This is a genomic window from Chloroflexota bacterium, from assembly GCA_034717495.1.
Lineage (GTDB): Bacteria > Chloroflexota > Anaerolineae > JAAEKA01 > JAAEKA01 > JAYELL01.
The window spans coordinates 1-26,273 of record JAYELL010000091.1 but is presented as its reverse complement, the minus strand read 5'-3'; the positions used below and the strand labels follow the sequence as shown (position 1 = coordinate 26,273).

The 26,273-nt window shown below is 56.5% G+C and carries 22 protein-coding genes; 11 read left to right on the top strand and 11 right to left on the bottom strand.

What is annotated here, in order from left to right:
• Nucleotides 1–20 precede the first annotated feature (20 nt).
• From U9R25_16210 to argH, 4 genes are all read left to right on the top strand, one after another.
• Nucleotides 21–800: a (Fe-S)-binding protein gene (locus U9R25_16210; GenBank protein MEA3337444.1), complete on the top strand. Its 780-nt coding sequence runs from the start codon at nucleotides 21–23 to the stop codon at nucleotides 798–800.
• Nucleotides 801–893: 93 nt separating this feature from the next.
• A complete protein-coding gene (gene argJ / locus U9R25_16205; protein ID MEA3337443.1) occupies nucleotides 894–2,117 on the top strand; it encodes a bifunctional glutamate N-acetyltransferase/amino-acid acetyltransferase ArgJ in 1,224 nt (407 codons plus the stop codon).
• Nucleotides 2,118–2,153: 36 nt separating this feature from the next.
• The gene (locus U9R25_16200; GenBank protein MEA3337442.1) at nucleotides 2,154–3,119 is read left to right on the top strand and encodes an aldo/keto reductase; all 966 of its coding nucleotides are present in this window, start codon (nucleotides 2,154–2,156) and stop codon (nucleotides 3,117–3,119) included.
• Nucleotides 3,120–3,151: 32 nt separating this feature from the next.
• Nucleotides 3,152–4,528 carry an argininosuccinate lyase gene (gene argH / locus U9R25_16195; GenBank protein MEA3337441.1) on the top strand — a complete coding sequence of 459 codons (1,377 nt, stop codon included), beginning with the start codon at nucleotides 3,152–3,154 and terminating at the stop codon, nucleotides 4,526–4,528.
• A gap of 21 nt (nucleotides 4,529–4,549) precedes the next feature.
• On the opposite strand, the gene U9R25_16190 is transcribed toward argH, so the two are convergent.
• The 3 genes from U9R25_16190 to U9R25_16180 form a co-directional block, all read right to left on the bottom strand.
• Nucleotides 4,550–4,906, bottom strand: a complete 357-nt coding sequence (locus U9R25_16190; GenBank protein ID MEA3337440.1) for a type II toxin-antitoxin system PemK/MazF family toxin — start codon at nucleotides 4,904–4,906, stop codon at nucleotides 4,550–4,552.
• Nucleotides 4,903–5,172, bottom strand: a complete 270-nt coding sequence (locus U9R25_16185) for a hypothetical protein (GenBank protein ID MEA3337439.1) — start codon at nucleotides 5,170–5,172, stop codon at nucleotides 4,903–4,905. Before U9R25_16185 ends, U9R25_16190 begins: the two co-directional genes overlap by 4 nt.
• 82 nt (nucleotides 5,173–5,254) lie before the next feature.
• Nucleotides 5,255–6,112, bottom strand: coding sequence for a DUF4097 family beta strand repeat-containing protein (locus tag U9R25_16180; GenBank protein MEA3337438.1), 858 nt, complete (start codon nucleotides 6,110–6,112; stop codon nucleotides 5,255–5,257).
• A 217-nt stretch (nucleotides 6,113–6,329) separates the two neighbouring features.
• Here U9R25_16180 and U9R25_16175 point away from each other — a divergent pair, with 217 nt between their 5' ends.
• The 4 genes from U9R25_16175 (at nucleotide 6,330) to cofE (ending at nucleotide 12,280) form a co-directional block, all read left to right on the top strand.
• Nucleotides 6,330–6,908 (top strand): uracil-DNA glycosylase, encoded by a 579-nt coding sequence (locus U9R25_16175; GenBank protein ID MEA3337437.1) that lies wholly within the window; start codon nucleotides 6,330–6,332, stop codon nucleotides 6,906–6,908.
• A gap of 155 nt (nucleotides 6,909–7,063) precedes the next feature.
• The gene (locus tag U9R25_16170; protein ID MEA3337436.1) at nucleotides 7,064–8,737 is read left to right on the top strand and encodes a ribonuclease J; all 1,674 of its coding nucleotides are present in this window, start codon (nucleotides 7,064–7,066) and stop codon (nucleotides 8,735–8,737) included.
• A gap of 137 nt (nucleotides 8,738–8,874) precedes the next feature.
• Nucleotides 8,875–11,499 (top strand): DNA translocase FtsK, encoded by a 2,625-nt coding sequence (locus U9R25_16165; protein MEA3337435.1) that lies wholly within the window; start codon nucleotides 8,875–8,877, stop codon nucleotides 11,497–11,499.
• A gap of 25 nt (nucleotides 11,500–11,524) precedes the next feature.
• On the top strand, nucleotides 11,525–12,280 hold the full coding sequence (gene cofE / locus U9R25_16160; GenBank protein ID MEA3337434.1) for a coenzyme F420-0:L-glutamate ligase: 756 nt from the start codon (nucleotides 11,525–11,527) through the stop codon (nucleotides 12,278–12,280).
• A gap of 3 nt (nucleotides 12,281–12,283) precedes the next feature.
• Here the strand turns inward: cofE and cofC are convergent, their stop codons facing one another.
• The 5 genes from cofC to U9R25_16135 all read right to left on the bottom strand — a co-directional run bounded on the left by cofC (nucleotide 12,284) and on the right by U9R25_16135 (nucleotide 17,977).
• Complete coding sequence (cofC, locus tag U9R25_16155) at nucleotides 12,284–13,381, bottom strand: 2-phospho-L-lactate guanylyltransferase (protein MEA3337433.1); 1,098 nt, start codon at nucleotides 13,379–13,381, stop codon at nucleotides 12,284–12,286.
• Between the two features lie 8 nt (nucleotides 13,382–13,389).
• Nucleotides 13,390–14,421, bottom strand: a complete 1,032-nt coding sequence (cofD, locus tag U9R25_16150) for a 2-phospho-L-lactate transferase (protein ID MEA3337432.1) — start codon at nucleotides 14,419–14,421, stop codon at nucleotides 13,390–13,392.
• Nucleotides 14,418–15,479, bottom strand: a complete 1,062-nt coding sequence (locus tag U9R25_16145) for a dipeptide epimerase (GenBank protein MEA3337431.1) — start codon at nucleotides 15,477–15,479, stop codon at nucleotides 14,418–14,420. The genes cofD and U9R25_16145 overlap by 4 nt, the downstream gene beginning before the upstream one ends.
• A gap of 21 nt (nucleotides 15,480–15,500) precedes the next feature.
• Nucleotides 15,501–16,700 carry an amidohydrolase gene (locus U9R25_16140; protein MEA3337430.1) on the bottom strand — a complete coding sequence of 400 codons (1,200 nt, stop codon included), beginning with the start codon at nucleotides 16,698–16,700 and terminating at the stop codon, nucleotides 15,501–15,503.
• A gap of 152 nt (nucleotides 16,701–16,852) precedes the next feature.
• Complete coding sequence (locus U9R25_16135) at nucleotides 16,853–17,977, bottom strand: DUF1786 family protein (GenBank protein ID MEA3337429.1); 1,125 nt, start codon at nucleotides 17,975–17,977, stop codon at nucleotides 16,853–16,855.
• Between the two features lie 159 nt (nucleotides 17,978–18,136).
• Between U9R25_16135 and U9R25_16130 the strand changes: the two genes are divergently transcribed.
• Complete coding sequence (locus U9R25_16130) at nucleotides 18,137–19,069, top strand: GNAT family N-acetyltransferase (protein MEA3337428.1); 933 nt, start codon at nucleotides 18,137–18,139, stop codon at nucleotides 19,067–19,069.
• A 219-nt stretch (nucleotides 19,070–19,288) separates the two neighbouring features.
• Here the strand turns inward: U9R25_16130 and dnaA are convergent, their stop codons facing one another.
• The 3 genes from dnaA to U9R25_16115 form a co-directional block, all read right to left on the bottom strand.
• Nucleotides 19,289–20,719 carry a chromosomal replication initiator protein DnaA gene (gene dnaA, locus U9R25_16125; GenBank protein MEA3337427.1) on the bottom strand — a complete coding sequence of 477 codons (1,431 nt, stop codon included), beginning with the start codon at nucleotides 20,717–20,719 and terminating at the stop codon, nucleotides 19,289–19,291.
• A gap of 784 nt (nucleotides 20,720–21,503) precedes the next feature.
• Entirely contained in the window at nucleotides 21,504–21,995 is a 492-nt protein-coding gene (locus tag U9R25_16120; protein ID MEA3337426.1) for a HEAT repeat domain-containing protein, read from the bottom strand.
• A 276-nt stretch (nucleotides 21,996–22,271) separates the two neighbouring features.
• A complete protein-coding gene (locus tag U9R25_16115; GenBank protein ID MEA3337425.1) occupies nucleotides 22,272–22,520 on the bottom strand; it encodes a hypothetical protein in 249 nt (82 codons plus the stop codon).
• A 201-nt stretch (nucleotides 22,521–22,721) separates the two neighbouring features.
• Here U9R25_16115 and U9R25_16110 point away from each other — a divergent pair, with 201 nt between their 5' ends.
• The gene (locus U9R25_16110) at nucleotides 22,722–24,566 is read left to right on the top strand and encodes an RNB domain-containing ribonuclease (protein MEA3337424.1); all 1,845 of its coding nucleotides are present in this window, start codon (nucleotides 22,722–22,724) and stop codon (nucleotides 24,564–24,566) included.
• A 143-nt stretch (nucleotides 24,567–24,709) separates the two neighbouring features.
• Nucleotides 24,710–26,122 carry a sugar transferase gene (locus U9R25_16105; GenBank protein ID MEA3337423.1) on the top strand — a complete coding sequence of 471 codons (1,413 nt, stop codon included), beginning with the start codon at nucleotides 24,710–24,712 and terminating at the stop codon, nucleotides 26,120–26,122.
• Nucleotides 26,123–26,273: the final 151 nt, after the last annotated feature.

Genomic DNA, 26,273 nt, shown 5'->3' with positions numbered 1-26,273 from the left:
TGACAATTTTCCAGTAACCATTGACCATTTCAAACCCCATGCCAGACCTGACTCCATTCCGATCAAACCGACCAACCACAGTTGCGCTGTTCATCACCTGTTTGGTGGACATCTTCCGGCCGCAGGTTGGTGAAGCCACCGTGCGCTTACTGGAGCAACAGGGCCTGCGGGTTGAGTTTCCCCTGGACCAAACCTGTTGCGGCGCGCCGGCACACCATGCCGGGTGGACAAGAGAAGCGACCGACAACGCCAGGCACTGGATCGAAGTTTTCGAGCCGTTTGAGGCGATCGTCTCGCCATCGGCAACTTGCGTGGCAATGGTCCGCCACGAGTATCCCCGGTTGCTGGCTTCTGATGCCCATTGGCGCCAAAGGGCCAAGGCAATGGCAAAGCGCACCTTCGAACTTTCCGAATTTCTGGTGGATGTCCTTGGCATCGAGACTATCGACTCCAGATTCGAGGGCAAGGTAACCTATCATCCCGCCTGTCAACTTCTGCGAACACTGGGCATCGATCGGCAACCAAAAGCTCTGCTTGCCCAGGTTCAGGATACAGAAATCGTCGATCTTCCCGATTCGGACTCCTGTTGTGGTTTCGGTGGACCGTTCAGCGTGCAGTTGCCCCAAATTGCCAGCGCTATGGCGGAGCGCAAGGTCCGTGCCATCGAGAGCAGCGGCGCCGACCTCGTGGTGACCTGCGAAACAGGCTGTCTCCTGCACATCGCCGGTCAGTTGAACCGCCGCGACAGCCCGTGCCAGATCCGTCACCTGGCTGAACTTCTGGCGGGTGATATTGCTTGACCCGCCAGTCAAGCAGCAATCCTTTGCAGGCCGCCCAATGCACAGCAACCAACGATGTTGAATCTAACCTGATTCTCGAGCGAGTTGTTTTCGATGACAAGAAATGCCAATTTGGAAATCGTGTCCGGCTTTCGCTTCGCAGGCGTATCCTGCGGCCTGAAACCTGAGACAGCGGTCTACGGGGACAGGACCCTCGATCTGGCCATTATTGCCAGCGCCAGTCCTTGCCAGACAGCTGGCGTCTTTACGCAGAACCGGTTTCCGGCAGCTCCAGTGCTGTACGATCAACTGGCTCTTCAAGCGAACCCTGACAACATTCGGGCCATTGTGGTTAACGCGGGGAACGCCAATGCCTGCACCGGACAGCAGGGACTGGCTGACGCCCGGCAGATGGCTCAATTAACCGAAGCCTCGCTGAATCTGCCGGCCGGCTCGATCCTGGTCATGTCAACCGGCGTGATCGGTGTACCACTGCCAATGCAGAAGGTCAAGGCGGGGATTGGCGAGGCCGCCCGGGCCATACAGAACGCTGAGAGCTTCGGCGATGAGGCCCTGGGAAGGGCGGCCCAGGCCATCATGACCACCGATACCAAAACAAAAACCGCGCGCCGATCCCTGTCGACGGCGACTCTTGTGGGAATCGCCAAAGGCGCGGCAATGCTTCACCCCAACATGGCGACCATGCTTGCCTGTGTTGTCAGCGATGCCGCTATAGAGTCCACAGCCCTTCAGTCCATACTTGACCGCGCCGTGGATCGAAGTTTCAACGCCATTACAGTGGACGGCGATCAGAGCACCAACGACACCCTGCTCGTCCTGGCCAACGGACTCGCCGGGCCGGTCGACAAGATGGCCTTCGAAGCAGTATTGACCGAGGTCTGTCAGGATTTAGCGCAGCAGATGGTGCGTGATGCCGAAGGCGCCAGTAAATTCGTGGCCGTGCGCGTTTCCGGTGTCGAAACAGAAGCCGAGGCACGCCAGGTCGCCAGGACCATCGCCACATCGGTCCTGTTCAAAACCGCAGTCTATGGTGGCGATGCAAACTGGGGACGGGTGCTGATGGCAGCCGGCAACGGCGGCGTGAGCCTGAGGCCTGAGCAGGTTTCATTGTGGTTCGCCGGCAACGGAAACAGAGCGCTGCAGGTGGTCTGCCAGGGCTCACCACTGCCCTACGATGAAGCTGAGGCAGCCGCGATTTTCCAATGCAGCGATCTGCACGTCCACCTTGACCTGGGCCTGGGTTCTGCTGAGGCAACGGTCTGGACCAGTGACATGACTCACGACTACGTTACGCTGAACGCGCACTATCGGACGTAAGAGGGCGTAGCAAAGGGATTTAAAAGGATGAAACTCATGAAATACAGAAGATTGGGCCGGACTGGTCTGAAGGTCTCAGAGCTGTGTCTGGGAACCATGCAATGGGGCTGGACGGCCACGGAGGAAACGGCCGTCCAGGTGATGGATGTCTTTTTCGAAGCTGGCGGCACCTTTATCGACACCGCCGATATTTACTCACACTGGGCCGAGGGTAACCCCGGCGGCGTTTCCGAGGAAATCATCGGCCGCTGGATGAAAAAGCGCAACAACCGGCACCAGATCGTACTGGCAACCAAAGCGAGAGGCCGTATGTGGGATGGCCCCAACGGCGAAGGGCTAAGCCGCTCTCATCTTATCAAGGCATGTGAGGACTCACTGCGCCGTTTGCAGACCGATACCATCGATCTCTACCAAACACATTGGTACGACGAGGAGACGCCCATCGACGAAACAATGCGTGCGCTGGATGACCTGATTCGCCAGGGCAAAGTGCGTTACGTGGGCTGCTCCAACTACCCGGCGTGGCGTCTAACCAGGGCTCTGTGGACCAGCGACAAGCTGGGATTGGCCCGCTACGACAGTATCCAACCCCATTACAACCTGATTCGCCGATCCGAATTCGAGCGCGAGTTGGCGCCTCTATGCGAAGACCAGGATATTGGCGTGATCCCCTACAGCCCGCTGGCAGGAGGTTTCCTGACCGGCAAGTATCGCAGAGACAGGATGCCTGAAAGCCAGCGAGCTGGCGGTATGCGGCGCTACCTGAATGACCACGGTTTCACCATCCTGGACAAGTTGGATGCTGTAGCCGAGCGTCACGGTGCCACCGATGCCCAGATCGCACTGGCATGGCTTCTGCACCAACCGCTGATCACTTCACCGATCTTCGGCGCCAACAGCGTCGATCAGCTCCAGGAGTCGCTCAAGGCGACCACGGTCACATTGAGCGCCAAAGACGTAGAGGAACTCGCCGAAGCAAGTGCCTGGCAGGAACCACTTTAAGCCAAATTTGGCATGACGACAAGGAGAGACCGATGACCCAACTTTGGGGTGGACGCTTCGAGACCGAACCCAGTCCCCTGCTGCGCGAGTTTCACGACTCCATCGGCTTTGACCAACGGCTCTGGCTGGAGGATATCTTGGGCAGCATGGCCTACGCGGAAGGCCTGGCGACTGCTGGTTTGATCACCGAACAGGAACGCAAGGCCCTGATCGATGGGCTGGAACAGGTGGCCGAGGAGTGGAAAACAGACCAATTTGAGATACAGCCCGGCGACGAAGATATCCACACAGCGGTCGAACGGCGGCTGAGTGAGTTGATCGGTCCAGTCGCAGGCAAGCTGCATACCGGTCGCAGCCGCAATGACCAGGTAGCTACCGACCTGCGCTGGTGGCTTCGCCATCAGATCGACATCCTTGATAGCCTGTTGGTTTCGTTGATCGGCGGCGCCGCCCAACAGGCAGAGAGACATATTGACGTCTTGATGCCAGGTTATACACACCTTCAACCAGCGCAACCCATTCGCTGGTCCCACTGGCTGCTGAGTCATGCCTGGGCATGGCAACGGGACCGGGAGCGTCTTGCTGATCTGCGTCGCCGCGTCAACCGCTGCCCCCTGGGCGCCGGCGCACTGGCAGGCAACCCCTTCCCGGTCGATCGTCATCTGCTGGCGGCTGAGTTGGGCTTCGATCAAGCCATTGCCAATTCCCTGGATGCTGTGCGAGACCGCGATTACGTGGTGGAATTTCTGAGCTGGGCTGCCTTGCTGGGTGTGCACCTGAGCCAATGGGCGGAAGACCTGATTCTTTGGAGTAGCCGGGAATACCGCTTCGTCGCCGTCGCTGAGGAATTCAGCACCGGCAGCAGCATTATGCCCCAGAAACGCAACCCCGACTCCCTTGAACTTCTGCGCGGCAAGAGTGGGCGCTTTGTCGGTAACCTTGTCGGCGTCTTGACTATGCTAAAGGCCCAACCCGCAGCCTATAACAAAGATCTCCAGGAGGATAAGCAGCCCCTTTTCGACAGCGTGGACAGCCTGAGACAGGCACTTCCCGTAGCCATCGGGGTACTCACAACCCTGTCGATCGACCCCCGACGGATGCAAGACGCCTTGAGTGACGATCTGCTCGCCACCGACCTGGCTGAGTATTTGGTTCGCCGCGGATTGCCCTTTCGACAAGCGCACGAGTTAGTTGGGAGAGCGGTAAAACGCAGCGAGGAACTGGGGCTCGGACTGAGTCAGCTTAGCCGCGATGACTATCTGGCGATCAGTTCGTTGTTCGACGAGAACCTGGAAGATGTCTTCGATTTCGAGCGCTCGGTGGAGCGACGGGACGTCTATGGCGGCACAGCCCGATCTGCCGTTCTAACCCAAATCGAGGAGTTGCGGGAGCCTCTGAAGGCGAAATGACCCCGGTCAGCGATCGATAGCCTAAATGGGCACCAGGCCCAGGCTGATCTTGATGGCCTCGTCAACCCGCTGCATCGTCTGCGTGGACAGGCGCCCCCAATACCGCCCCACCCGTCGCTTGTCTATCGTGCGGACCTGGTTTAGGAGCACCAGCGAGTTGCGCTGCAGTCCTCCTTCCGGCGCTTTCACTTCGACCTGTACGTCGTAACGCGCGTTTTCGCCAGAGGTGAGCGCTGCCACGATCAACACCGGGCTGTACTGATTGCCAATGTCGTTCTGAATAACGAGGGCGGGCCGGGTCTTACCTTGCTCCGAGCCCACAACGGGCTCAAGATGCACTGTCCAGATGTCTCCTCGTCGGAAGCGTTCCCCGGTCATTCCCCTTGCTCCATCGGGGCAACGGATTCCGGCCACACTTCTTCCTCCACGTGGCGCCATTCTTCAGCCAATGCCTGGTCACGCTCGGCGTGGGTCTGATAACCCGCGATCAATCTCTCCCGGAGGGCCAATCGTCGTCGCTCCTGGATGAAATAGACCACAGCCTCGGCGATGAATTTGCTGTAGCCCCGGGGTGATGCCTGCTCGCGGACTGCGTCCATAACCTCGGAAGGCAGTGTCAATGTGACTTTTTCCTTTTTGGGCACGCCACACCTCCTGCTACACAGCTACTTGATAGTGTATAGTATACATCATACTTGCTGTATTAACAAGGAAAAAGGGTTGAGTCTACTGTTGCCTGATTAATATCGCACCCACATTGGTCTGAACAGATACCTTCGTATCCGATTCCCCGCCAACCACACCTTTAACGCTCTTTCCGACAAAATCCCGGCTGATCTCCCCTTCGATATCGAAATCCACCAGTACACTGCCTACATCACTGGATGCATCAAGCTCAAATCGGCTATTGGCCGGCAATGTTAGCTTGATGGCGCCAACATCGCTCTGGAACGTGTAGTCACTTCCCTCGTTCAAGCTGCCGGTGAAGTTCATATCGGCTACATCTGTCCGGATCCGGAAATCATCGGGCACGGTCACGTTTTCGATATCAACCCGACCTACACCAGTCTCGATGTCAATTTCGCCCGTTACATCCTGAAGATGAACCTTGCCCACATCGACCTTGACTTCAATATCAGTCCGGCGCGGCACGCTGACGCGCACGTTGATCTCAGGGCTACGAGCTCGCCACTGAGTCTTGTTCGACCATTCTCCCCTTACATTCACCTTCGATCCCGACTGGGTGGCCGAGTAACGCACCTTATCCAGCGCCTCCTGCGCCCGCTCACTGGAAACGTCGTAGGCACGGATCTCCGTATCAACCTGAATCATGTTGCCTTCCCCGACAGTCACCGTGACCGACCCGGCAGCGATATCGACTTCCAGTTCGGCCGGCGTGTCAACCGAAAAGGTTTGGCTAAAAGTGTTGGTCGCGTCAAACTTGGCCAGATCATCGAAATCCTGTGCCAGACGCCAACCGGCAGTTCCGATCAAAGCCCCACCGGTCATCATGATAATGCAGCAGCATGAGAAAATCGCCAGAACGATCACGATCAGTGTTGTGTTGCGGTTATTATTATCCATGCCTCGCTCCTTGCCGGTTGCAGATTTTGCCAAAATTGTGGCCCACTCACTCCCAATACGTTGAACCCGGTGAGAGGGTTTCACCATCTGTTATTGTACCCGATTCCTAGACAAATGAGCCAGCCTGCGGTAGAATGAAAATCATCATTTCACCACCCATTAGCCCTATCAGGAGGTAATTGTGTCCGAACTGGAGAGTCTGGCCCAAGAAGTTCGGATGTGCCAGAAGTGCCGTCTCGGTGAAGGTCGAACCCATGCCGTTCCAGGGGAAGGCCCCGACGACGCTCAGATCATGTTTATTGGCGAAGCACCCGGATTCCATGAGGACCAGCAAGGCCGTCCTTTTGTCGGTGCGTCGGGCAATCTATTGGAGAAACTTTTGCAGGGAATCGGCCTTTCCAGAGAGCAAGTCTACATCGCCAATGTCATCAAATGCCGTCCTCCCGGCAACCGCGACCCACTACAGAATGAAATCGCAGCCTGCCGGGAGTACCTGGATCGTCAGATCGAGTTGATTCAGCCCAAAATCATTGTAACTTTGGGCCGTTTTTCCATGTCCCGTTATTTCCCAGGCCAGTCGATTACCCGGATCCACGGACAGATCAAACGAGTTGGCAACCGGGCATACGTCCCCATGTTCCATCCTGCAGCGGCACTGCGCAATCCCCGTTGGATGCAGGCAATCAAGGAAGATTTCGCCGAGCTGCCTCCACTTCTTGAGGAATTGCAGGAACCCGCAACCGACGATAACAATCCGCCTCCCGAGGACGACTACCAACAACTTAGCCTGTTTTGATAGCAGAAACCTGCGTCGGGGGCGGATTTACCACAGACCTAACGGCTAATTTCTCAAGTTCTTTTTGCCCTTCGTTCCTTCGCCGTTAAGTTCGTGGCTAACCTTTTTGCCCGGTGTGCAAGAATCTGACTCTTTTGGTACTAAGGAGAATGCCCTTGAATTCCAATGCCGAATACAACTCAAGCGAGCCGATCCTGCCCCTGCGCGTGGTCCCCCTTGGAGGCGTGGGCGAGATCGGCAAGAATATGATGGTGCTCGACTACGATGGCCACCTGTTGGTTATCGAGGCAGGACTGATGTTTCCCGAAAGCGACATGCTCGGCGTTGATATTGTCATCCCTGATATCGACTATCTTGTCCAACGAGCCGATCAAATTGAAGCCATCATCATCACCCATGGCCACGAAGACCATGTCGGCGCCCTTCCCTACGTCCTTCAGCAGATCGATGCTCCCGTGTATGGCACCCAACTGACGATGGGGTTGGCGGAGGTAAAACTCCGCCAGCGAGGTTACCGCGACGATGCCGATCTGAATGTAATCACACCGGATGATATTCTGGAGCTTGGCCCCTTCAAAGTAGAATTCTTCCATGTATGTCACTCGATCCCGGATACCGTAGGCGTGGCTGTCACCACCCCAGCTGGATTGGTGATCCACGGCTCCGATTACAAATTTGATCAACATCCGGTCGACGGCCGCCTCACTGATTTCGCCAAATTGCAGGCCCTGGGCGATCGTGGCGTGCTCTTATTGCTTTCGGATTCCACCAACGCCGAGGTAGAGGGCTTCACCCCTCCAGAAAAAGAACTGGACGACACATTCGATCGAATATTCCGCTCTGCAGAAGAAAGGATCTTCATTGCCACCTTCGCGTCGAACATCTCGCGGGTCAGCCAGGTCTTGAAGCTGGCCCAAAAACATGGTAGAAGGCTAGGACTGGTCGGACGCTCCATGCGGGACAACGCGCGCATGGCCATCCGCTTGGGCTATATTGATGTCGATCCGACCGAACTGCTCTCCTACGAGGAAATGGAACGCCTTCCCCCTGATCAGGTTGTGATCATCTGCACCGGAAGCCAGGGAGAGCCTACCTCCGCGCTGGTCCGAATGAGCATGGAAGAGCATCGCGTCAATGTTCGCGCGGGTGACACCGTGATCATTTCGGCGGTGCCAATTCCAGGAAATGAGGAACTGGTCAACCGTACTATCAATAACCTGTTCAGACTGCAAGCCAATGTATTCTACCACGAGCTGGCCCACGTGCACGTGAGCGGTCACGGTAGCCGGGAAGATCATAAAATGATGATCAATCTGGTGCGGCCCAAGTATTTCATTCCAATCCACGGCGAATATCGCCACCTGGTGTTGCATGGGCGGCTGGCGGAATCCATGGGGATTCCCGAAGATCACATCTTTGTGATCGAGAGCGGTCAGGTTATGGAGTTTGGACCAGATTGGGCCAGAAAGGCCGAACGGATTACCGAAGGCCACGTGCTGGTGGATGGTCTGGGCGTTGGAGATATCGGCCACGTCGTTCTGCGCGATCGGCACCATCTCTCCCAGGATGGGTTCCTGGTTGCCATTACCGCCGTGAATCAGGACACGGGTGAGATCGTCATTGAGCCCGAGATTCTCTCTCGGGGTTTCGTTTACATGAGAGAATCAGAGGAACTGATTGAATTGGCGAAAGATAGCATCAGGGATGCCCTTGTTCACAAAGGACCGCCCGCTGCTCTTGCCTCAAAGATCAAGGACGCGTTGGCGCAGGTCGTTTATCGGGAAACCGGTCGTCGACCGTTGATTCTGCCGTTGGTGCTGGAGGTGTAAGCCCCTCAAGGCCTAAAGTGACATAACGCGCTTTTCTTTCCCGGTAATCTGTGTTATAATAACGGCACGTTTGTTCTATTTCGCGGGAAAAATGAGCGTTTCCGCCTGATTTTCGGGATTTCCGCAACGTAGCAATCATGGCAAAGCGTAAGGGCAGCAAATCGAAATCCAATGGTCTCTCGCTGGACCTGGAGTTCCTCGGGCAGAGTCAGGTAGTGGGCTCAATCATGATCCTGATCGGGATCATGACCCTTCTGACTCTGATTTCGCCGCGCCAGGGCACGGTCACCAGCTGGTGGATCGGACAGCTTCGCTCATTGGTTGGCGGCGGTGTGGTCGTGCTGCCCTTCATTCTTGTTGGCTTCGGCCTGTGGGGAGTCCTGCGGGGGATCGGAAAGCTGGACGAACTTCCCTGGTACCGTCCTGTGGGCGGCCTCCTGCTGTTTCTGGCAGTTGTCATCGCACTCCATATGGATAGATCCATCTCCGACGCAGATGCGCTTCAGATTGGCAGGGAAGGAGGTGGGGGAGGATTGCTCGGCTACGCCGGCAGCGAGATTCTGATCAATGGCCTGGGCTACAACCTGAGTTGGGTGGTGGTCATCTTATTGGGAATACTGGGAACAGCTCTGTTGATGGGGCCACTATTGTTATCTGCCGCCGACAGGATCCAGTTCTGGCTCGGGGGAAGAACAGCCGATTGGCAGGCGCTCCAGGAAGATGGGCTGGACACTGCACCCAGTATCGCTTCCCGGCAACCCGACCTGCCAGTAGCCCCTCTCTCCTTTTTGGACAGACTCAAAGCCATGGTGCTGGGTGGCACTCTCGATCCTGGCGGTGCAGAGCCAAAAGGACCAGCTCTGGTGATCGGGGGAAACGGGGCGAACAACGATTCCACCCCCGACCCTACACGGGCCCCACGCGTGATCGGTGGTGACGCGCCTACAGCAACCTCCAACCAAACCGCCGCTGGTCAAAACCGGGGTTCAGCACCCGCCACCGCCGATTCCCTGATTCCGCGCATCATTGGCGGCGGCCGTTCCTGGCGTTTACCCAACGTAGACGACATCCTGGATGACGCAATCGAGGTCGAGATCAGTAAAGATGAGATCCGGGAACGCGCCAAGATCATTGAACAGACCCTTTCCGATTTTGGTGTGCCTGTACGGGTTGTGGAGGCCAACCAGGGTCCGGCAGTCACCCAGTATGGCCTGCAGCCAGGCTATCGCCAGCGCCGGCGCAGCCGCGATGAGATACGTCGGGAAGCGGAAGAGATATTGAAACGGCGCGGATATGGCAGCTCTCGCCGGCCCATCACCGATGAGCTCGTCAAAGAGGTGATCGACAACGATGTGGAGCGCTACGAACGGGTCAAGATCAAGGTCTCGAAGATTCAATCCCTGAGCAATGACCTGGCATTGGCTCTGGCGGCATCACCTATTCGCATCGAGGCGCCAGTGCCTGGGCGTCCCATGGTGGGCCTCGAGGTACCCAACATGCAGAAGACGCTGGTCTCCCTGCGCGGGGTAATGGAGTCAGACACCTTCCGTCAGATGAAAAGCCCACTGAAGATCGCACTGGGACAGGATACTGCAGGCCAGCCAGCCATTGCCGATCTTGGTCGCATGCCACATCTGTTGATCGCCGGCGCGACCGGTTCCGGAAAATCAGTCTGCGTCAACGCCATTATCTCGACGCTTCTGCTCACCCATACGCCAGACACCCTGCGACTGCTGATGATAGACCCAAAGATGGTGGAGTTGACCACGTACAACGGTATTCCCCATCTTCTCTCACCAGTCGTGGTCGAACTTGAGCGAGTTGTGCCTTTACTGCGTTGGGCTACCAGCGAAATGGATCGCCGCTACAAACTCTTTGCCAAGGAGGGTGCGCGCAACCTGGAAGCTTACAATGCCAAGATGGTTAAAAAAGGCGAGCCAACCCTGCCCTACATGGTCCTGATAATCGATGAGCTGGCCGATCTAATGATGGCCGCGCCCGATGATGTCGAACGCTATGTCTGTCGACTGGCGCAGATGTCCCGGGCCACCGGTATCCATCTTATTATCGCCACCCAGCGCCCCAGCGTGGATGTCGTCACAGGCTTGATCAAGGCGAATTTTCCCAGCCGGGTTGCCTTCGCCGTGACCAGCCAGATTGACAGCCGGGTTATCCTGGACACGCCTGGCGCCGAGGCCTTGTTGGGCAAAGGCGATATGCTGTTCATGCGTCCCGATAGCAGCAAACTGGCTCGTCTTCAAGGTTGCTTCGTGTCCGATGCCGAGTTGGAAAAACTGGTTCGTTACTGGAAAGGCGTTCGTATCACTGAAGGCGAGGATTTCCAGGATGAGGTGGTGCCGATGCCCGGAGGCATGACGGCCATGCCTCCTCCTCGACCAGAGGATGTCGTTCAGATGCCCATCTGGGAGGAAATGATCCAGCAACAGAAGAAAGAGGATTCCCAGGATGATCTCTATGAGGAAGCTGTTCAAGTAGTTCGGACGGCTGGCAGAGCATCCGTCTCTCTGTTACAACGCCGACTGCGTATCGGCTACAGCAGGGCAGCTCGCTTGATCGACTTACTTGAGGAACGGGGTGTTGTTGGTCCCGACCGGGGTGGCAGCAGGGGGCGAGAAGTCCTGCCTGAACCAGGCGAACAGCAAACGGCCAGCTCCGGCAGTTCGAATGGAACTGAGACAGATGGCATTCCCGAAGAGAGCAACGAGCCCACCGACGACCACCCGCCACGAGTCTGGTTCTAATCACTCTTTTCTCTTCCAAAGACACATGCCCATTGAACTGATCGCTATTCCTGCCCTTCCCTTGATTGAGCCCGGCGACGATTTGCCGGGCCTTTTGCTTTCCTGCGCATCGGCTGCCGGCATTGAGTTCCGAAACGGTGATGTTCTGGTCGTGGCTCAGAAGATTGTCAGCAAGGCAGAAGATCGTTTCGTCTACCTGCCTGATGTTGTCCCGTCGGCCGAAGCCATCGCCATTGCGCAGAAGACAGGCAAGGATCCACAATTGGTCGAGGTGATTCTTCAAGAATCCGACGAGATCATCCGAGCCCGGCCCGGCCTGATCATCACCGAGCATCGAAGAGGTTTTATCAGCGCAAACGCGGGGGTGGACCACTCCAACGTTCGGGGAAACGATCAGTGGGTATTGCTCCTGCCGGAGGATCCCGATGCCTCGGCTGAACGTATTCGTAGCACCATCAAGATCGCCACAGGGGCAGACCTGGCCGTCATCGTTAGCGACAGCCACGGGCGAGCCTGGCGACTGGGCACCGTCGGCATCGCGATCGGTGTCGCCGGCATGCGTCCCTTGACAGACCTGCGGGGAGAGGCCGATCTGACAGGCCGCGCCCTTCAGGCCACTCTGGTGGGCACTGCCGATGAGTTGGCTGCCGCTGCCTCCCTGCTGATGGGCCAGGCATCGGAAGGAAATCCAGCTGTTCTTATCCGTGGTGCTGAGTACACACCAGGTCAGGGGTCATTGCAGGAGCTGATTCGGCCCAAGGAAACGGATCAGTTTCGTTGAATTCTACCAACTGCCCATTTTGGCAGCCCGCAGGGGTTCGATAACGATTATAACGCGCGGTGATTGCATCAAGGTGTCAACCATCAGGTCGAGTCGCCCAGCGGGCACATAGCGGGCCGCAATCTGCCTGGTCAGCGATCGGGCGTCTTCCCCCTCTGTTACAAGTCGAGCCTTTCCCCAAACGGTCAATCCACGGTAGGGCTTGACCTCACTGTCGACAGCAAACCCGACTCGAGGGTTTGCCAGCATGTTGCGGGCTTTAATCCGGTCGTGTGCCGTTGTGATGTAAAACAGCCCATTCTGAAAAAGATACCACACTGGCGTAACCTGGGGAAAACCATCCCGTCCAATGGTGCCCAGCCGCATCAGATGCCCGCCTTCCGCGAGAAATGCTTCTGCCTGATCATCGAATAAAACCCTGTCGCCTTCGATAGAAACATGGTCGTCAGCGTCGGCAGTCTCCACAGCCAGATAGGCCTCGAGATCCACCGGCACATCAATGTCCAATCCCAGCCTTGGGGAACGATGGACGTGCCAGGCCATGCCCCGATCCCGTGCCTGGTCGCAGTGTCGCCGGAAACTGTCGAAACCAAACTGGAAAGCAAGGGCACCTGGTGGTCGCATCAAAAGACCATTGGTGCCTTGTTCCCGTCCATCAGGCGCGATAACCATGGCCCGTGCTGAGTAAAGTTGCTGACTGGCCAACCACAGCCCCTCGATTTCCTCAACGGTAAGCAACGGCAAGTCGGCCGGCAGAACCAACACCGCATCCCCACCATGCTTTTGTGCCCAATCGCAAGCCTGTGTCAAGGCCGAATTCAGCTGTGCTTCAGCATCCCCGTTCCCTTGAGAACCGACGGAATGGAGCTCTTCGGCCAATGGCATTAACCCATAAGCCCTTGCCAACGCCAGCACCTCGACATCAGCGCTGATTACGATCCCCTGGCCGGGCAGTCTTTCCTGGGCAAGTTGTACCGCCGAGAGGACGTTCTCCAACATGGCAACCGCCAGGGTGCGCCGCTGCTGCTCATCAAGAACTTCGGAAAGACGGCTTTTTGCCCCCTGTAGGCTTTTCACAGGCACAATGATAAAAAGTGACATGATGATCGTCAGCGCGGGACCCGTCTGGCTCGTTTATCCAGTTGTGCAGCAAAGCCAAGAACTTCCGACGCCAGCTTGATCTTCGAGGAGTCATCCCGCATGATCGTATCAGTCACCAGGGGTGTAATACCAGCGTCTGCCACCCGATCAGCCAGCGCTTCATCCAGCGAGTCCAGAACGAAGCCATCCAGGCGGATGCGCCCCGCCAGGTGCTTCGCCACGGCCACAGCGGACGACTCCACGCCCAACTCCGCCATGATCTTCGCCGCAGGACCTTTCAACGCCTTGCCTCCGATGATCGGCGAAACTGCAATTACCGGTACCGGCAAAGAACACAGCCAATCACTCAACCCGGGCAGGAGCAGAATGGGGTCAAGGCTGAGGTAGGGGTTGCTGGGACAGAGGATCACAACTCGAGCCGCATCGAGAGCAGCGAGTACCTGGGGGGAAGGTCGAGCCTTGTCTATGCCATCGAATTGAAGCGAGTACAGCCTTGGTTCGCAGCGCTGGTGGACGAAATATTCCTGAAAACCCAACACACCCTGATCGGTATGAACCATTGTGCGCACCCGATCATCGCTCATAGGTAACAACCCCGCACCGATTCCAAGGCCTGTTTTCAGCTTAAACATGACCTCGGTCAGTTTTTCGCCTTTATTTAGCCTGTGAGAACGAAGAATGTGGGTAGCCAGATCCCCATCACCCAGACGGAACCAGTGCGCCTCGCCGTAGCGAGACACCATTTCAAGCGCATGGAACGTCTCATCGGCGAGACCCCACCCCCGTTGAGGCTGGTTGATGCCGGCAAGATTGTACATGACCGTATCAAGGTCGGGAGAGATCGACAGCCCCCAGTGCTCGAAGTCATCCCCCGTATTGACCACCATTGAAAGCGCCTCACCCAGCAGATGATAGAGCCCGTAAGCCAGCTTGGCTCCTCCTACGCCACCAGCCAGTGCAACAACCGGGCCGGCGTTTTGGTTGGGGTCGACAGGCCATTGCAGCTCCCCCTTGTAATCCCTTCCAGCCGCGTCGATCATAGTTCCACAGTACAACCCAGACCGGGCACATCGGTGGCGACAAGCCAGCCATCTTCGAAGCAAAAACCAGGGACAGTGGGGTCGTCAACCAGATCGAAATGTCCGTCCAGATCGCCATATTGCACATTGGGACTGCTCAAAGCGAAGGCCAATCCTGCCGCTATCAGGAGCGCAGGCTCATTGAGACAGCCAACCATGGTTGACATTCGACCCGCCCGGGCGATGGCATCCAACTGACGAGCTCGTGTCATGCCACCGCAGGTGACCAACTTGATGCTGATGCCGCTGACACAGCGCCGGTTGGCGATCTCCAGCGCTGCCGCGGGGTCCGACACACTCTGGCTGGCAAGAATCGGTACAGGGCTGTGTTCTGCCACCTGACAAAGAGCTTCCAGGGAGCCTGCATGTGTTGGTTGCTCCAGCATTTCTACCTTTCCCGCCACCGCCCGCGCAACATCCAGAGCCTGACGGACGCTGTATCCCTGATCCGCGTCAAGTCGCAATGCCAGCTCGGGTAGAGCATCGGCCACTGCATGCACCCTGCGCACATCCACCTCAGGGTCGAGACCACCCTTGATCTTGAGAATGCGGAATCCCTGGTTGGCTCGCTCGTGGGCTAACTCCACCGTTTCGGCAACGGGAGCGATCCCAACGGTTACCGAGGTCTGGATGCGGTGACGAAAACCGCCAAACAGGCGATAGAGGGGCAAGCCCGTTTCCAGGCCCAATAGATCATGAAATGCGATATCAAAGGCACATTGGGCTGATGGCGTATCGCCAGTCAGCGTCTCAAACTGGGCGAGGGCATACTCAATATTCAGTGGATTCAAGTCAAGGGCAAGGTCCGCACAACGCTGGCAGGCGGCTACGACACTCTGCAGTGTCTCACCCGTCAAGGCGGTATCGAAAGCAGCACATCCCCAGGCACTTCTACCATCGCTGATATCCAAACGCACAAACACCATGGCAGCGTGGTCGACCTGATCGCCATAGGCAACTCGATAGGGTACTGTCAGGTTAAGCTCGATGGGTACCACTTCAACATTGGTAATCTGCATGTTCGACTCCTCAAAAAAAGGTCATCCTTCTTCGAAAGGGTGCGCCAGGAAATCCAGGGTGGCTTGAACCATGATCGCCACTCCTACGGGCAATGCCGCCTCATCGATATCAAAGAGGGAACTGTGATGAGGCTCAGACGCAGAGCCCACTTTCTGTGCGCCTATTACAAAATAGCTTCCCGGTATCCGGTTGATGAACTCTGCCATGTCCTCGGCGACCATCATCATTGGGGCCTCGATTACGGCTTCATCGCCAATTGCAGCTCTTGCCGCTTGCCGAAGATAACGGGTAGCTTCAGGATCGTTGATCACGGGAGGGGTGTAGTCACTGAACCGAAGATCGTACTGGGCGCCGTGTGCCTCGCAGACACCTGCCAGGACACGATACATGCGCTCAATGACCTTGCTTCGCACGTCGGACTCAAACGATCTCAACGTGCCGCTAAGGTGGACTCGTTCCGCCAACACGTTGAACGCGGCGCCACCGGCCACCGTGCCAATGGTGAGAACAACGGGCTGAAGGGGGTCTCGGTCACGACTAACGATGGATTGCAGTTGGGTAATCGCGTAAGCCGTTACAGCGACAGCATCGACACCTGTATGGGGCATCGCCCCGTGAGATCCTCGCCCCACTATATCGATGTCGAAACGATCAGCAGATGCCCACAGGGGACCCGCCTTGATCATGGCCATGCCGGAGGGGCTCTGGCTCCAAAGATGCAAGGCAAAGGTCACATCGGGCACCGGCTCCTCCAGCGCCCCGTCGGCGATCATTGCCCGTGCACCGCCAGCGATTTCCTCGGCTGGCTGAAACACCAATTTGACGCTGCCGAAAAAATCGTTCTTCAAACGTGCCAGCAGAGTAGCCACTCCCAGGCCAATGGCCACATGCCCATCGTGTCCACAGGCATGCATGCGGCCAGGTATTGTGGAGGCGAAAGGCAGGCCAGTAGCTTCCTCAACAGGTAACGCATCCATATCGAATCTTAGCATCACACAGGGCCCACCGGACTCCCCGGCCAATAATCCGACAACGCCGGTCCGCCCAACACCCGTTCGTACCTCCAGGCCCAGATCAGCAAGATAGCGCGCAATGACACCGGCCGTACGGTGCTCTTCAAAAGCCAATTCGGGGTGGCGATGCAGATCTCGCCGCCAGTTGACCAACTGAGATTCGAGAGCTTGCGCCTCCAACATGATCGGGGATGTCGTCCTTGTCATCTTGTGTCATCCTTGACTGTCGTTTTCGTCGTCCGCTTCACCGACCAGCCATCATTGCATCGATGGCCGGGGAAGACAGAAACCTAACCACCGCAGGCCAATTTGGTGGCATAGAGGTTCAAAGGCTGTTGGGTCGCATTATCGCCACATTTTTACCAAAGACTGCGGGATGGATCACCAGCCAATGCTGGCTGAATTTCATCTGCCCATTCCGGAACCAGATCGGCGAGCGCCCGGATCATCCCCCAGCACCCGGTCAGCATCTGGTCTCCAAAGGGCACCGCAAAATAGACAGGCAGATCGGTTTTCGTTAGCATTGCACGCCGGGGCCCGGTCACTGCCAGCCGAGCCATTGGCACGGGGTCCCGATTCAGCACCAGCGCACCATGACCATGCTCGGCAAAGACCTCTTTGTGAGTGATCGATCCATCGGCCAGCCGGTTGAGCCAATCGATCAACTGTTGTTGACTCAACAAACCAGTATGGTGTTCAAATAGCCGCACTGTCTGCCCTGACTGAAACTGAAACGCCAGACAGTGAAAGTTTCCCACATTGGCAACCAGGGCATCCGGATAAGCGGCAACTTCTGGATCGCATAGGGCTCCCAAGACAGCGGCGGGCGCCGTATCCATTAGAAAAAGCGGTGCATCGACATCTTGCGCTGAGTCGACAACAGCGCGCAGCCGGGTCATAATCGCAGGCACTTCACTGGCAGCGAAGGCGAAAGTACTCAACCGGCCATCTGAGTGCAGCCGATCAGCCAGATAATCAAGACGAAACTGCCGGTCGCTGACATCAAGCGGTGCATTGCCATGATCAAACACCGCCACCATCACGGCGTCCGGCCGAAGGTCGAAACCAAAGGCGGAAAACGCAGCTCGGATGGCACTGTAGGAAAAGTCTCGCATCTCTACATGGGCAACATCGGGCCGGTCGATGAGATCTGAAACCTGCCCGTCGGTTAGTATTTCGATGCCCAGATCCCTGCAAACCGCTTCCAGATCGTCGTTGAAACTCTGCGCAGCATGAGGTGTAGCGAAAATGGGTAAAGCTGCCCGGTGATGATCCTCGGTAGCCCAACTGCTGGGCCCGCCTCCCATAATCACACCGGTCAACAGCACCGCCTTTCGATTGGCCGTCGCCTGGCGGATCCGGCTTGCCACCAGCATGGTCGGCGAAGGCATGACGAGCTTGAGACAGTTTTCGGGCGCCCGGCTACTATCGAAAAGAAGAATGTCCTGCGTTCCGGTACCAATATCGACGGCGAGAATTTGCATCGTTTCACTCCGTGGGGGTTGGTTGCATTATACCACATCAGGACCTGCAGTTTGTAATACTCCCCATGGACGTGACCACTGGTCGAGCATGCTCATCCTATTTGTGACAGCGTTTCCAAAGCGGTACAATAGGGGAAAGGGCGAATACCTGGAGGTCTCATGGCTCAAAATCCGAAATACTGTCCTCAGTGCGGCACGCGCCTGGTCGAGCGTTTGGAAGGCGACCGCTCCCGGCCAATGTGTCCAGGATGTGGTTTCATCTACTATCTCAATCCGGTGGTCGCGGCCGCAGCTCTGGTGGAAGAGAATGGCCGTGTAGTACTTATCCGCCGGGGAGTTGCCCCTCGAGCTGGTTATTGGGGGTTGCCGGCGGGTTATGTGGAGGCTGATGAGACAGCTGAAGAAGCCGCCATTCGTGAAACGGCCGAGGAAGCTGGTATCGACATCGAAATTGACCAGTTACTGGATGTCTACTCATTCGGAGGAGACGATTACCCCCGAGGCGTGCTGATTGTTTATAGTGCCCATCTAATCTCAGGACAGCTACAAGCTGGTGATGATGCAAGCGATGCTGCCTTCTTTAGCCCTGATGAATTGCCACCAGACCAGAAAATCGCCTTCTGGACCCACCGAAATGCCTTGAAGGATTGGCGACGAGCGCGAGCCATCAACTATCGTCCTGCACGCCCAGAGGAATATGCAGAAGCTATTGCCCTGGCCCAGACGCATCAGCGACCAACCGACGCGTTGGGTTCACCTGAGTCGGAGAAGGACACGCGCCTCCTTCTCGCTCTGGACCGAGGCACTATCGTAGGATACGCGGGCCTGATCATGGAGAGGGCAACCCGAGCCCGGATCGATGATGTTTTCGTAACACCGAACTACCGCCGTTGGGGGATTGGTACTCAGCTGGTTGAGGAATGCATCGCCCTTGCACGACGCTCCGACGCGTCCAGCATCGTCGCCGAAATCGAGGCCGGAAATCCCGCCGTGGCCTTCTACCTCAAGGCCGGATTCCAGGTTTGCGGGTTTGCAACTTCGCCAGCAGCTACCCGGAACGAAACATCGTTGCTTGTAGCATGTTCCATTTAAAACAAGCCGCCCGACCCAGGTGTGTGGAAAACCCGAGGCATTGATTTGAGATGGGTGCCCATATATTGGGTGTCCCACGTCGGGCAACGCGAAACGTAGTTCTCCAACGTAGCGGCAACGCGAAAAAGACGCCGGTTTTCCACAACCAACGTCAGTTTTCCACCAAAACAGGTGGGGTTTTCCACAATTTATGCGATTTGTACAACTGTCTCGGAGATACTACCCTGGAAGTCTCCCCCTACGTATGGGAACCGGCACTGGAACGGTCATTTGGCTCCTGAGATCGTCCACCTGGCCCTGAATCACATCATCTGTTTCAAGCAGCTTCGAGATTTTTCGAACGCCATGCATAGCGGTAGCGTGGTCCCGTCCGCCAAGCATTCCCCCGATCGCCGCGAAGGACAAGTCCAGATCTTCCCGCAATAAATACATGGCAACCTGGCGCGCTCGAACCACATGGCGCTTGCGAAGTGCACCCGTCAACTCATCGAGTGGCACACCGAAGTGACGGGCCGCAAGCACTAAAACTTCTTCAGGTTCCACTTCCGCTGTGCGCGGGACCATGTCCTCGAGGATTTCGTCCACCATGCCTGCTGTCAAAGCCTCACCACCAAAACTGGCGTGAGCGATCGTCTTGGTCAACGCTCCTTCAAGCTCCCGAATATTGGTGGGAACCAGTTGGGCGATCCGTTCCAGCACGCTATTGGGCACATCCACTCCCTGGAATACCGACTTTGCCTGCAATATGGCAAGTCGCATCTCCAGATCAGGTGCCTGGATATCCGCTATAAGACCCCATTCGAAACGTGAACGCAGCCTGTTTTCCAGTGCCGACATCGCCTTTGGGGGACGATCACATGCCAGTACTACCTGGCGTCCGCTCTCATGCAACGCATTGAAGGTGTGAAAGAACTCCTCCTGCGTGCTGGGCTTTCCAGCCAGAAACTGGACGTCATCGACCAGCAAGACATCGCTGGTGCGATATTTGGCCCGGAACTGGTCCTGGGCGTTGGTTCGAATGGCTGTAATCAATTCGTTAGTGAAGACTTCGGACGAGATATACACCGGGTTCAGACCAACCTGGCGACTCCGATGCGCGATTGCATGCATCAAGTGCGTCTTACCGAGACCTACCCCACTGTATATGAAGAGGGGATTGTAGCGACCGCCCGGTTTTTCGGCAACAGCAACCGAGGCCGCATGCGCCATCAGATTGCTTGATCCCGCGATGAATGTTGCGAATGTATAGTCCGCCACAAGTGGTTGTCCAGCTACCGGTTTTGAGTTCCGAGACACCTGCGGTTCAGAGGAGATAAAGTCAAGGAGGGGAGTTGGCGCGGGATCTTCTACCTCGCGCACGGGCTGTGTTTGTACCGTGTACTTGATCTCCACCTCGCGGTTCACGATGTGACGCAAGGTCCGCTTCACCCGTTGATTTAGGCGCAGGTCGAGCCAGTCCTTCACGAAACCATTGGGAACAGCAACCAAAAAGGTGCCATCCTCGTAGGCCATGAAGCGCGTCGGATGAAGGTACATCTCAAATATGTCCGATGTAAGCTGAAGCTGCAGCTCCCCTAAAGCAACTTTCCAGGCTTTCTTCGGGCTGACCGTTGGACCGTTTCGGTAATTATCTGAGTTGGAGGAGGACATCTCGATCACCTTCCGATCGATGAGAATCTGCCGCGCAACATCACGCCGCTCTGGTCAAAGACCAGTCGATTAAGACAGAAAAAAGTTAGATTGTTTGTGCCCTCTCAGGCCGCATTGCTAGACCGCGTCTGGGGAGGCATCCAATTGCGGAAGCCCCGTTCAGCGTTGAAGAACAATCAGTCTGGCAATTGCTTCGATGTAGGCTTCAGTGTTACGCCAGTCTAGCTGATTGTGTAGCAATCCCGTAGGGGTGCATGAGGATTCATATCGCACCGGCTGGAATTGCCCCACTCAGGGACGATGTTGACAGCCATCATATCGGGAGGAGAATGTTCCCAACATGCTGTCAAGCGGTCGATACCAATTGTATGTGCAACCGCCATTCCAGTCAACTTATGCAGAAATCGGGTAACCCTGTTTTCGGCGCCAATTACGGTTAAGTAAAAGCGGGCGAACACCTGTTTTACGCGGTATCTTGTGATGGTTATACGAAAGAACCACAAGAGTACCATCGCAGGTCGGCATAACATCCAATTTACGGTCGAGTCACACCAATAGAAATCTCGTGTATTTTTCTCTAACTTTAAGGTTTCGTTAACCAGAGACTAATCGCTCAACACTACATATAGTGCATACACCATGCCTGTCCACAACATGCTGGAAAACCCCCTTCCCAAACGCTTCCAATAATGTCCCGGGTCAACTTTTTGCGGTGTTTTCCACGATTGAGCACAGTCATTGGAGTGATTCTTTAACATCAACATGCGAAAGGAACTCTCCGAGTCTATTCCTGGCGAGTCATTATCCGTTCCGAAGCGGCCACTGCTTCGCTCCGTACAGCCCAATGTTTATCCCCGCGCAACCGCTGCAGAGGCCCCAGTGCCCGATCATCGCCTAGTCTTCCAAGGGCGCGCACAATGAGACGTCGTGTCTCATTGTGCCGTTCCCTTTCCAACCTCAGTATCAATGGCGCCGTTGCCTGTCTATCCCCGATAGCATCGAGAGCATTGACCGCAGCACGCCGAACTTCTGTCCGGGGATGTTCCAGCTGCTCGCATAGTGAGAACAGGGCAGAATCGCTCTCCAAACGCCCAAGGCCTTCCGCAGCAGCAGCGCGAACGCTCCACTCTCGATCGTTCAGCGCCGTGATAAGAGCGGCGGTGCCATCAGGCCCAGGTGCGTCCAACTGCCCCAAGCGGCGCGCAGCATCGAGCCGCATCAGGGGATCGGGGTCTGTGATTCGCGCCAATTGGGCATCCAGCTCACGTTTCGTCATATTGCATCTCCAAATCGATACGACCATTGTAGTCATAAACCCCTGCTCAACAAACGCAGAAACGCTTGCCCTGTTCACCCCAGAACGTTCCAATGATTTCCCCGCGAGGTTCAGGTGTCAATCGGTATCCAACGGTGAACCCTGACCTGGACAAGCGAGAACCAATACTTCGGCGGCGCTCAGCACGTGTTCGTGGCTACTCTACTTGCACAGTGGACAAGAAAACGAGCATTCAGGTACCGAAGACCAGACAACAGCTTGCCCGAAGAGGGCGAATCAGGAATTCAGCGCAACGTCAAGAAGGGAATAAAGTTCCTGGTGATCAGGATTCCCCAGGGAAATGCGTTTTCTATCAAGCAGGTAGGTCGGTGTGGCGAACACGGTCTCAGGCGGACTCTCGATCTCTCCCAATTCAAGCACATTCACCTCAACTGCAGGAAATGCTCTGGCGACCTGAACTGCCAGTTCACGAGCATACGCGCAGTTTGCGCAACCGGTGGAAACATAAACATCCAGTGTTATCATTATTGACCTTCCTGCTCTTTCCTTGCCACCGAATTTGCTTGCCAGAACCGCCTTAGTGTATCAAGATTGTGTCAGGTCTTCCGTAACGGCGCATACGCCGATCGGTATCTACCCATCGATGATTTGCATCAAGGGAGACTGGGTGTGGTACACTAGTGCCGGCCGAGCGCTATTCCTCCCTTTATTGAAGAAAGGTTCCTCATGCCAGACGCGAAGCTTACGCAAGGCAGCCTCGTTCTCTACAAATCCCGTCAGGCCATTGTTCGACAGCTGGGCGACCGCCTGGAACTCGATACAGTCAAAGGCCCGGTGCGGCGGATACGGCCGAAGGATGTGGTTCTTCTTCACCCGGGCCCTGTGAAGGACCTGGGGGAGCTACAGACCACGGATGCCGGTGAGCTAGTTACCGCCTGGGGACTATTGGCAGGGGAAACTACTGATTTGGCCGAGTTGACCGAGCTTGCCTTTGGAGAGTACACACCTGCAACGGCATGGGCGACGTGGACCTGGGTAGCTGATGGCCTGTACTTCCGGGGAACGCCTGACCTTATCACCGCTAACACCGCCGAGGATATTGAAAATGAAAAAAGCCGCAGGGATGCCGAGGCCGCCCGGACCCAAGCCTGGGCTGACTTCCTGGACCGAACCCGACAAGGAGCCTATCTGCCGGAAGATAGTGTGTTTCTGCAGGATGTACGGGAGTTAGCCCTGGGTCAACAAGACAAGAGTCGGGTGCTCAATGCCCTGGGCAAGGCACAGACCCAGGAAAACGCGCACGCTCTGCTTCTGGAACTGGGAGACTGGGATTATTCCATCAATCCCCATCCTCAACGCCTTGACATGGCACTATCCGAACCCAAAGCCCCTCTTGCGGCTTTGCCTGAAGAAGATCGTATCGACCTGACCCACCTCCCTGCCTTCGCAATCGACGATGAAGGTACTCAGGACCCGGACGATGCCCTCAGCCTGGAGGGAAACCGACTTTGGGTTCATATCGCTGATGTTGCGGCTCTGATTACTCCGGACAGTCCAGCCGATCTGGAAGCGAGAAACCGGGGAGCAAATCTCTATCTACCGGAGGGCACGGTGCACATGTTGCCGCGTGCGGTCACGGAAAGCCTGGCCCTGGGGCTGGAACCCGTCTCACCAGCCCTGTCTTTCGGTCTGGACGTTGATGCCCATGGCCAGGTCACAGGCTGCGAGGTCGTCCCCAGTTGGGTTCGTGTACAACGTCTCAGCTATCGGGAAGCAGAGACGCGTCTCAATGAACAGCCATTCAAACAGTTGTTGACGCTGGCAAGGACCTCCGAGGCTCGCCGTCGTGCCAACGGCGCCGTTGTCATCGATCTGCCCGAAGTGAAAATCCAGGTTCGAGATGGCATAGTCTCCATTGAACCATTGTTGCCATTGTGGAGCCGAATGCTGGTCACAGAGGCAATGATTATGGCAGGTGAAGCAGCTGCGCTCTTCTCGTTGGAGCGTGACATTGCACTTCCCTACACCATCCAAGATCCACCGAACGACGAGCTTCCCGAAGACACCACCCTCTCAGGCATGTATGCCCAACGGCGGACCCTTAAGCGTAGCCACCAGAGTACCATCCCCGGACTTCATGCTGGTCTCGGGCTCGATGCCTATAGCCGAGCCACCAGCCCACTTCGGCGCTACCTCGACCTGGTTGTACACCAGCAACTGCGGGCCTATCTTCACGGCACAACGTTGCTGGATGTGCAGTCAGTTATGGAACGGATGGGGATAGCCGAAGCCGCTTCCGGCAGCACCCGGCAGGCTGAGCGCCTGTCCCGCCGCCATTGGACCCTGGTCTATCTATTGCAAAATCCCAACTGGCAGGGTGACGGCATTCTGGTCAAAAAAGAGAGGTTGAGAGGCTCGGTATTGATTCCTGAGTTGGGCTGGGAAACGCGTCTCCATCTCCGCCAGGATTTACCCTTGAACAGCACACTAAACCTGGCTGTCAGGGAGGCAAACCTGCCTGCGCTTGACGCCTACTTTCGAATTGCCGTCCCCGATCCAAAACGGCGTTAAGCGACTGTCCGTTTGCGCAACTCCCATGACCTCTTCTTGAGTGGGAATGGTACTTTTGTACGCACTTTTTGTTCTGGCATCGGCTGTGGTATAATTTCCCGCGGTTTTGAGTAACTATATCAACTGCGCGAGGTATTTCTGCAATGCGAAAGCTTGACACAAATACCATTCTTTTTTTAATCGTATCTGACCTCCTGATTACGATGTTAGCCCTGTTCACAGCCGAACAGGGCCGATACTGGCTGCCTTTTGGCGTCAAGCTAACCTGGGAGGAAGTGGTTCAGCCATGGCCCATTTACCTTCTGGTGGTACTTATCTGGGGTACCACTTTTATCGTCGCGCAGGTTTATGATGCCCGGCGAACCGCAACCGCCGCGGACGAAGCGCAGACGATCACTTGGGCCGTCGCCGTGGCTTGCCTCGTCTTCGCTGGCGTATTATATCTCACCTTCCGCGAGGTACCGCGCCGACTATTCCTTTACTTCATAATCGGGGACCTGATCCTGCTCATTGGCTTCAGGTTGGGGCTGCGCGGCGCTTTGCGCTTTTCCGGCCGCCGGGATGTGATACCGCGCCGCGTTCTGGTAGTGGGTGCGGGTCGACTGGGCCAACGGGTGGGTCGCGGGGTGATGGCGCAAGCGGTTGCTGGATTAACCATGGTTGGTTATGTCGATGATGATCCGACCAAGCAAACTCTTTGGATACAGGGTGCACCCGTGCTTGGCACCGTTAGGGACACGCCAGGAATCGTCGATGGACAGAAGGTGGACGAGATCATCTTCGCGTTGCCACTGCGGGCTCACGGTGCAATTGAGCGTCTGGTTATGGCCCTGCAAGAGTATCCTGTTCGAGTCCGGGTCGTACCCGATTTCTTCGACCTGGCCATGAGCCAGGCAACTGTCGAGGATTTCAACGGTTTGCCCCTGGTTGGCCTGCGCGACCCAGCCATTGACGGCTTTGATCGAGTGGTCAAGCGAGCCTTCGATCTGGCAGTCGGCTCGTTAACCCTGCTGGTTTTCTGGCCGCTCATGCTCGTGGTCGCCGCGGCCATCAGACTGGACAGCCGCGGCCCCGCCCTCTTCGTTCAGGAACGCGTTGGCGAGAATGGACGCAGGTTCCAGATGTACAAATTCCGCTCCATGGTCGCCAATGCGGAACATCTGACAGACGAGACCACAAAAACCAACGGCAACGGGGACATGATCCACAAATCCCCGGATGATCCGCGTGTCACCCAGGTGGGCCACTTCATTCGTCGTACCAGCCTCGACGAGTTACCCCAGCTCTTCAACGTCCTGAGAGGGGAAATGAGTCTGGTCGGGCCCCGACCTGAACTGCCATTGCTGGTTCAACATTACGAATCCTGGCAACGCCGTCGGTTTTCAGTACCCCCAGGCATTACTGGTTGGTGGCAAATCAACGGGCGCAGCGAGCGCATGATGCACCTGCACACCGAAGATGACCTCTACTATATTCAAAACTATTCCCCTTTGCTCGATATTCAGATTCTTTGGCGAACCATTGGCGTGGTGGTACGCGGTCGCGGGGCGTATTAAAAGCTCAATGCCCCCGTGTCGCCGCGTCCCCGTATCGCCCCTCCCCCTGTCTCCCCTCCCCATGTCTCCACGTCCCCGTGTCTCCCCTCCCCATGTCTCCCGTCCCCCCGTGTCGCCGCGTCCCCGTATCGCCCCTCCCCCTGTCTCCCCT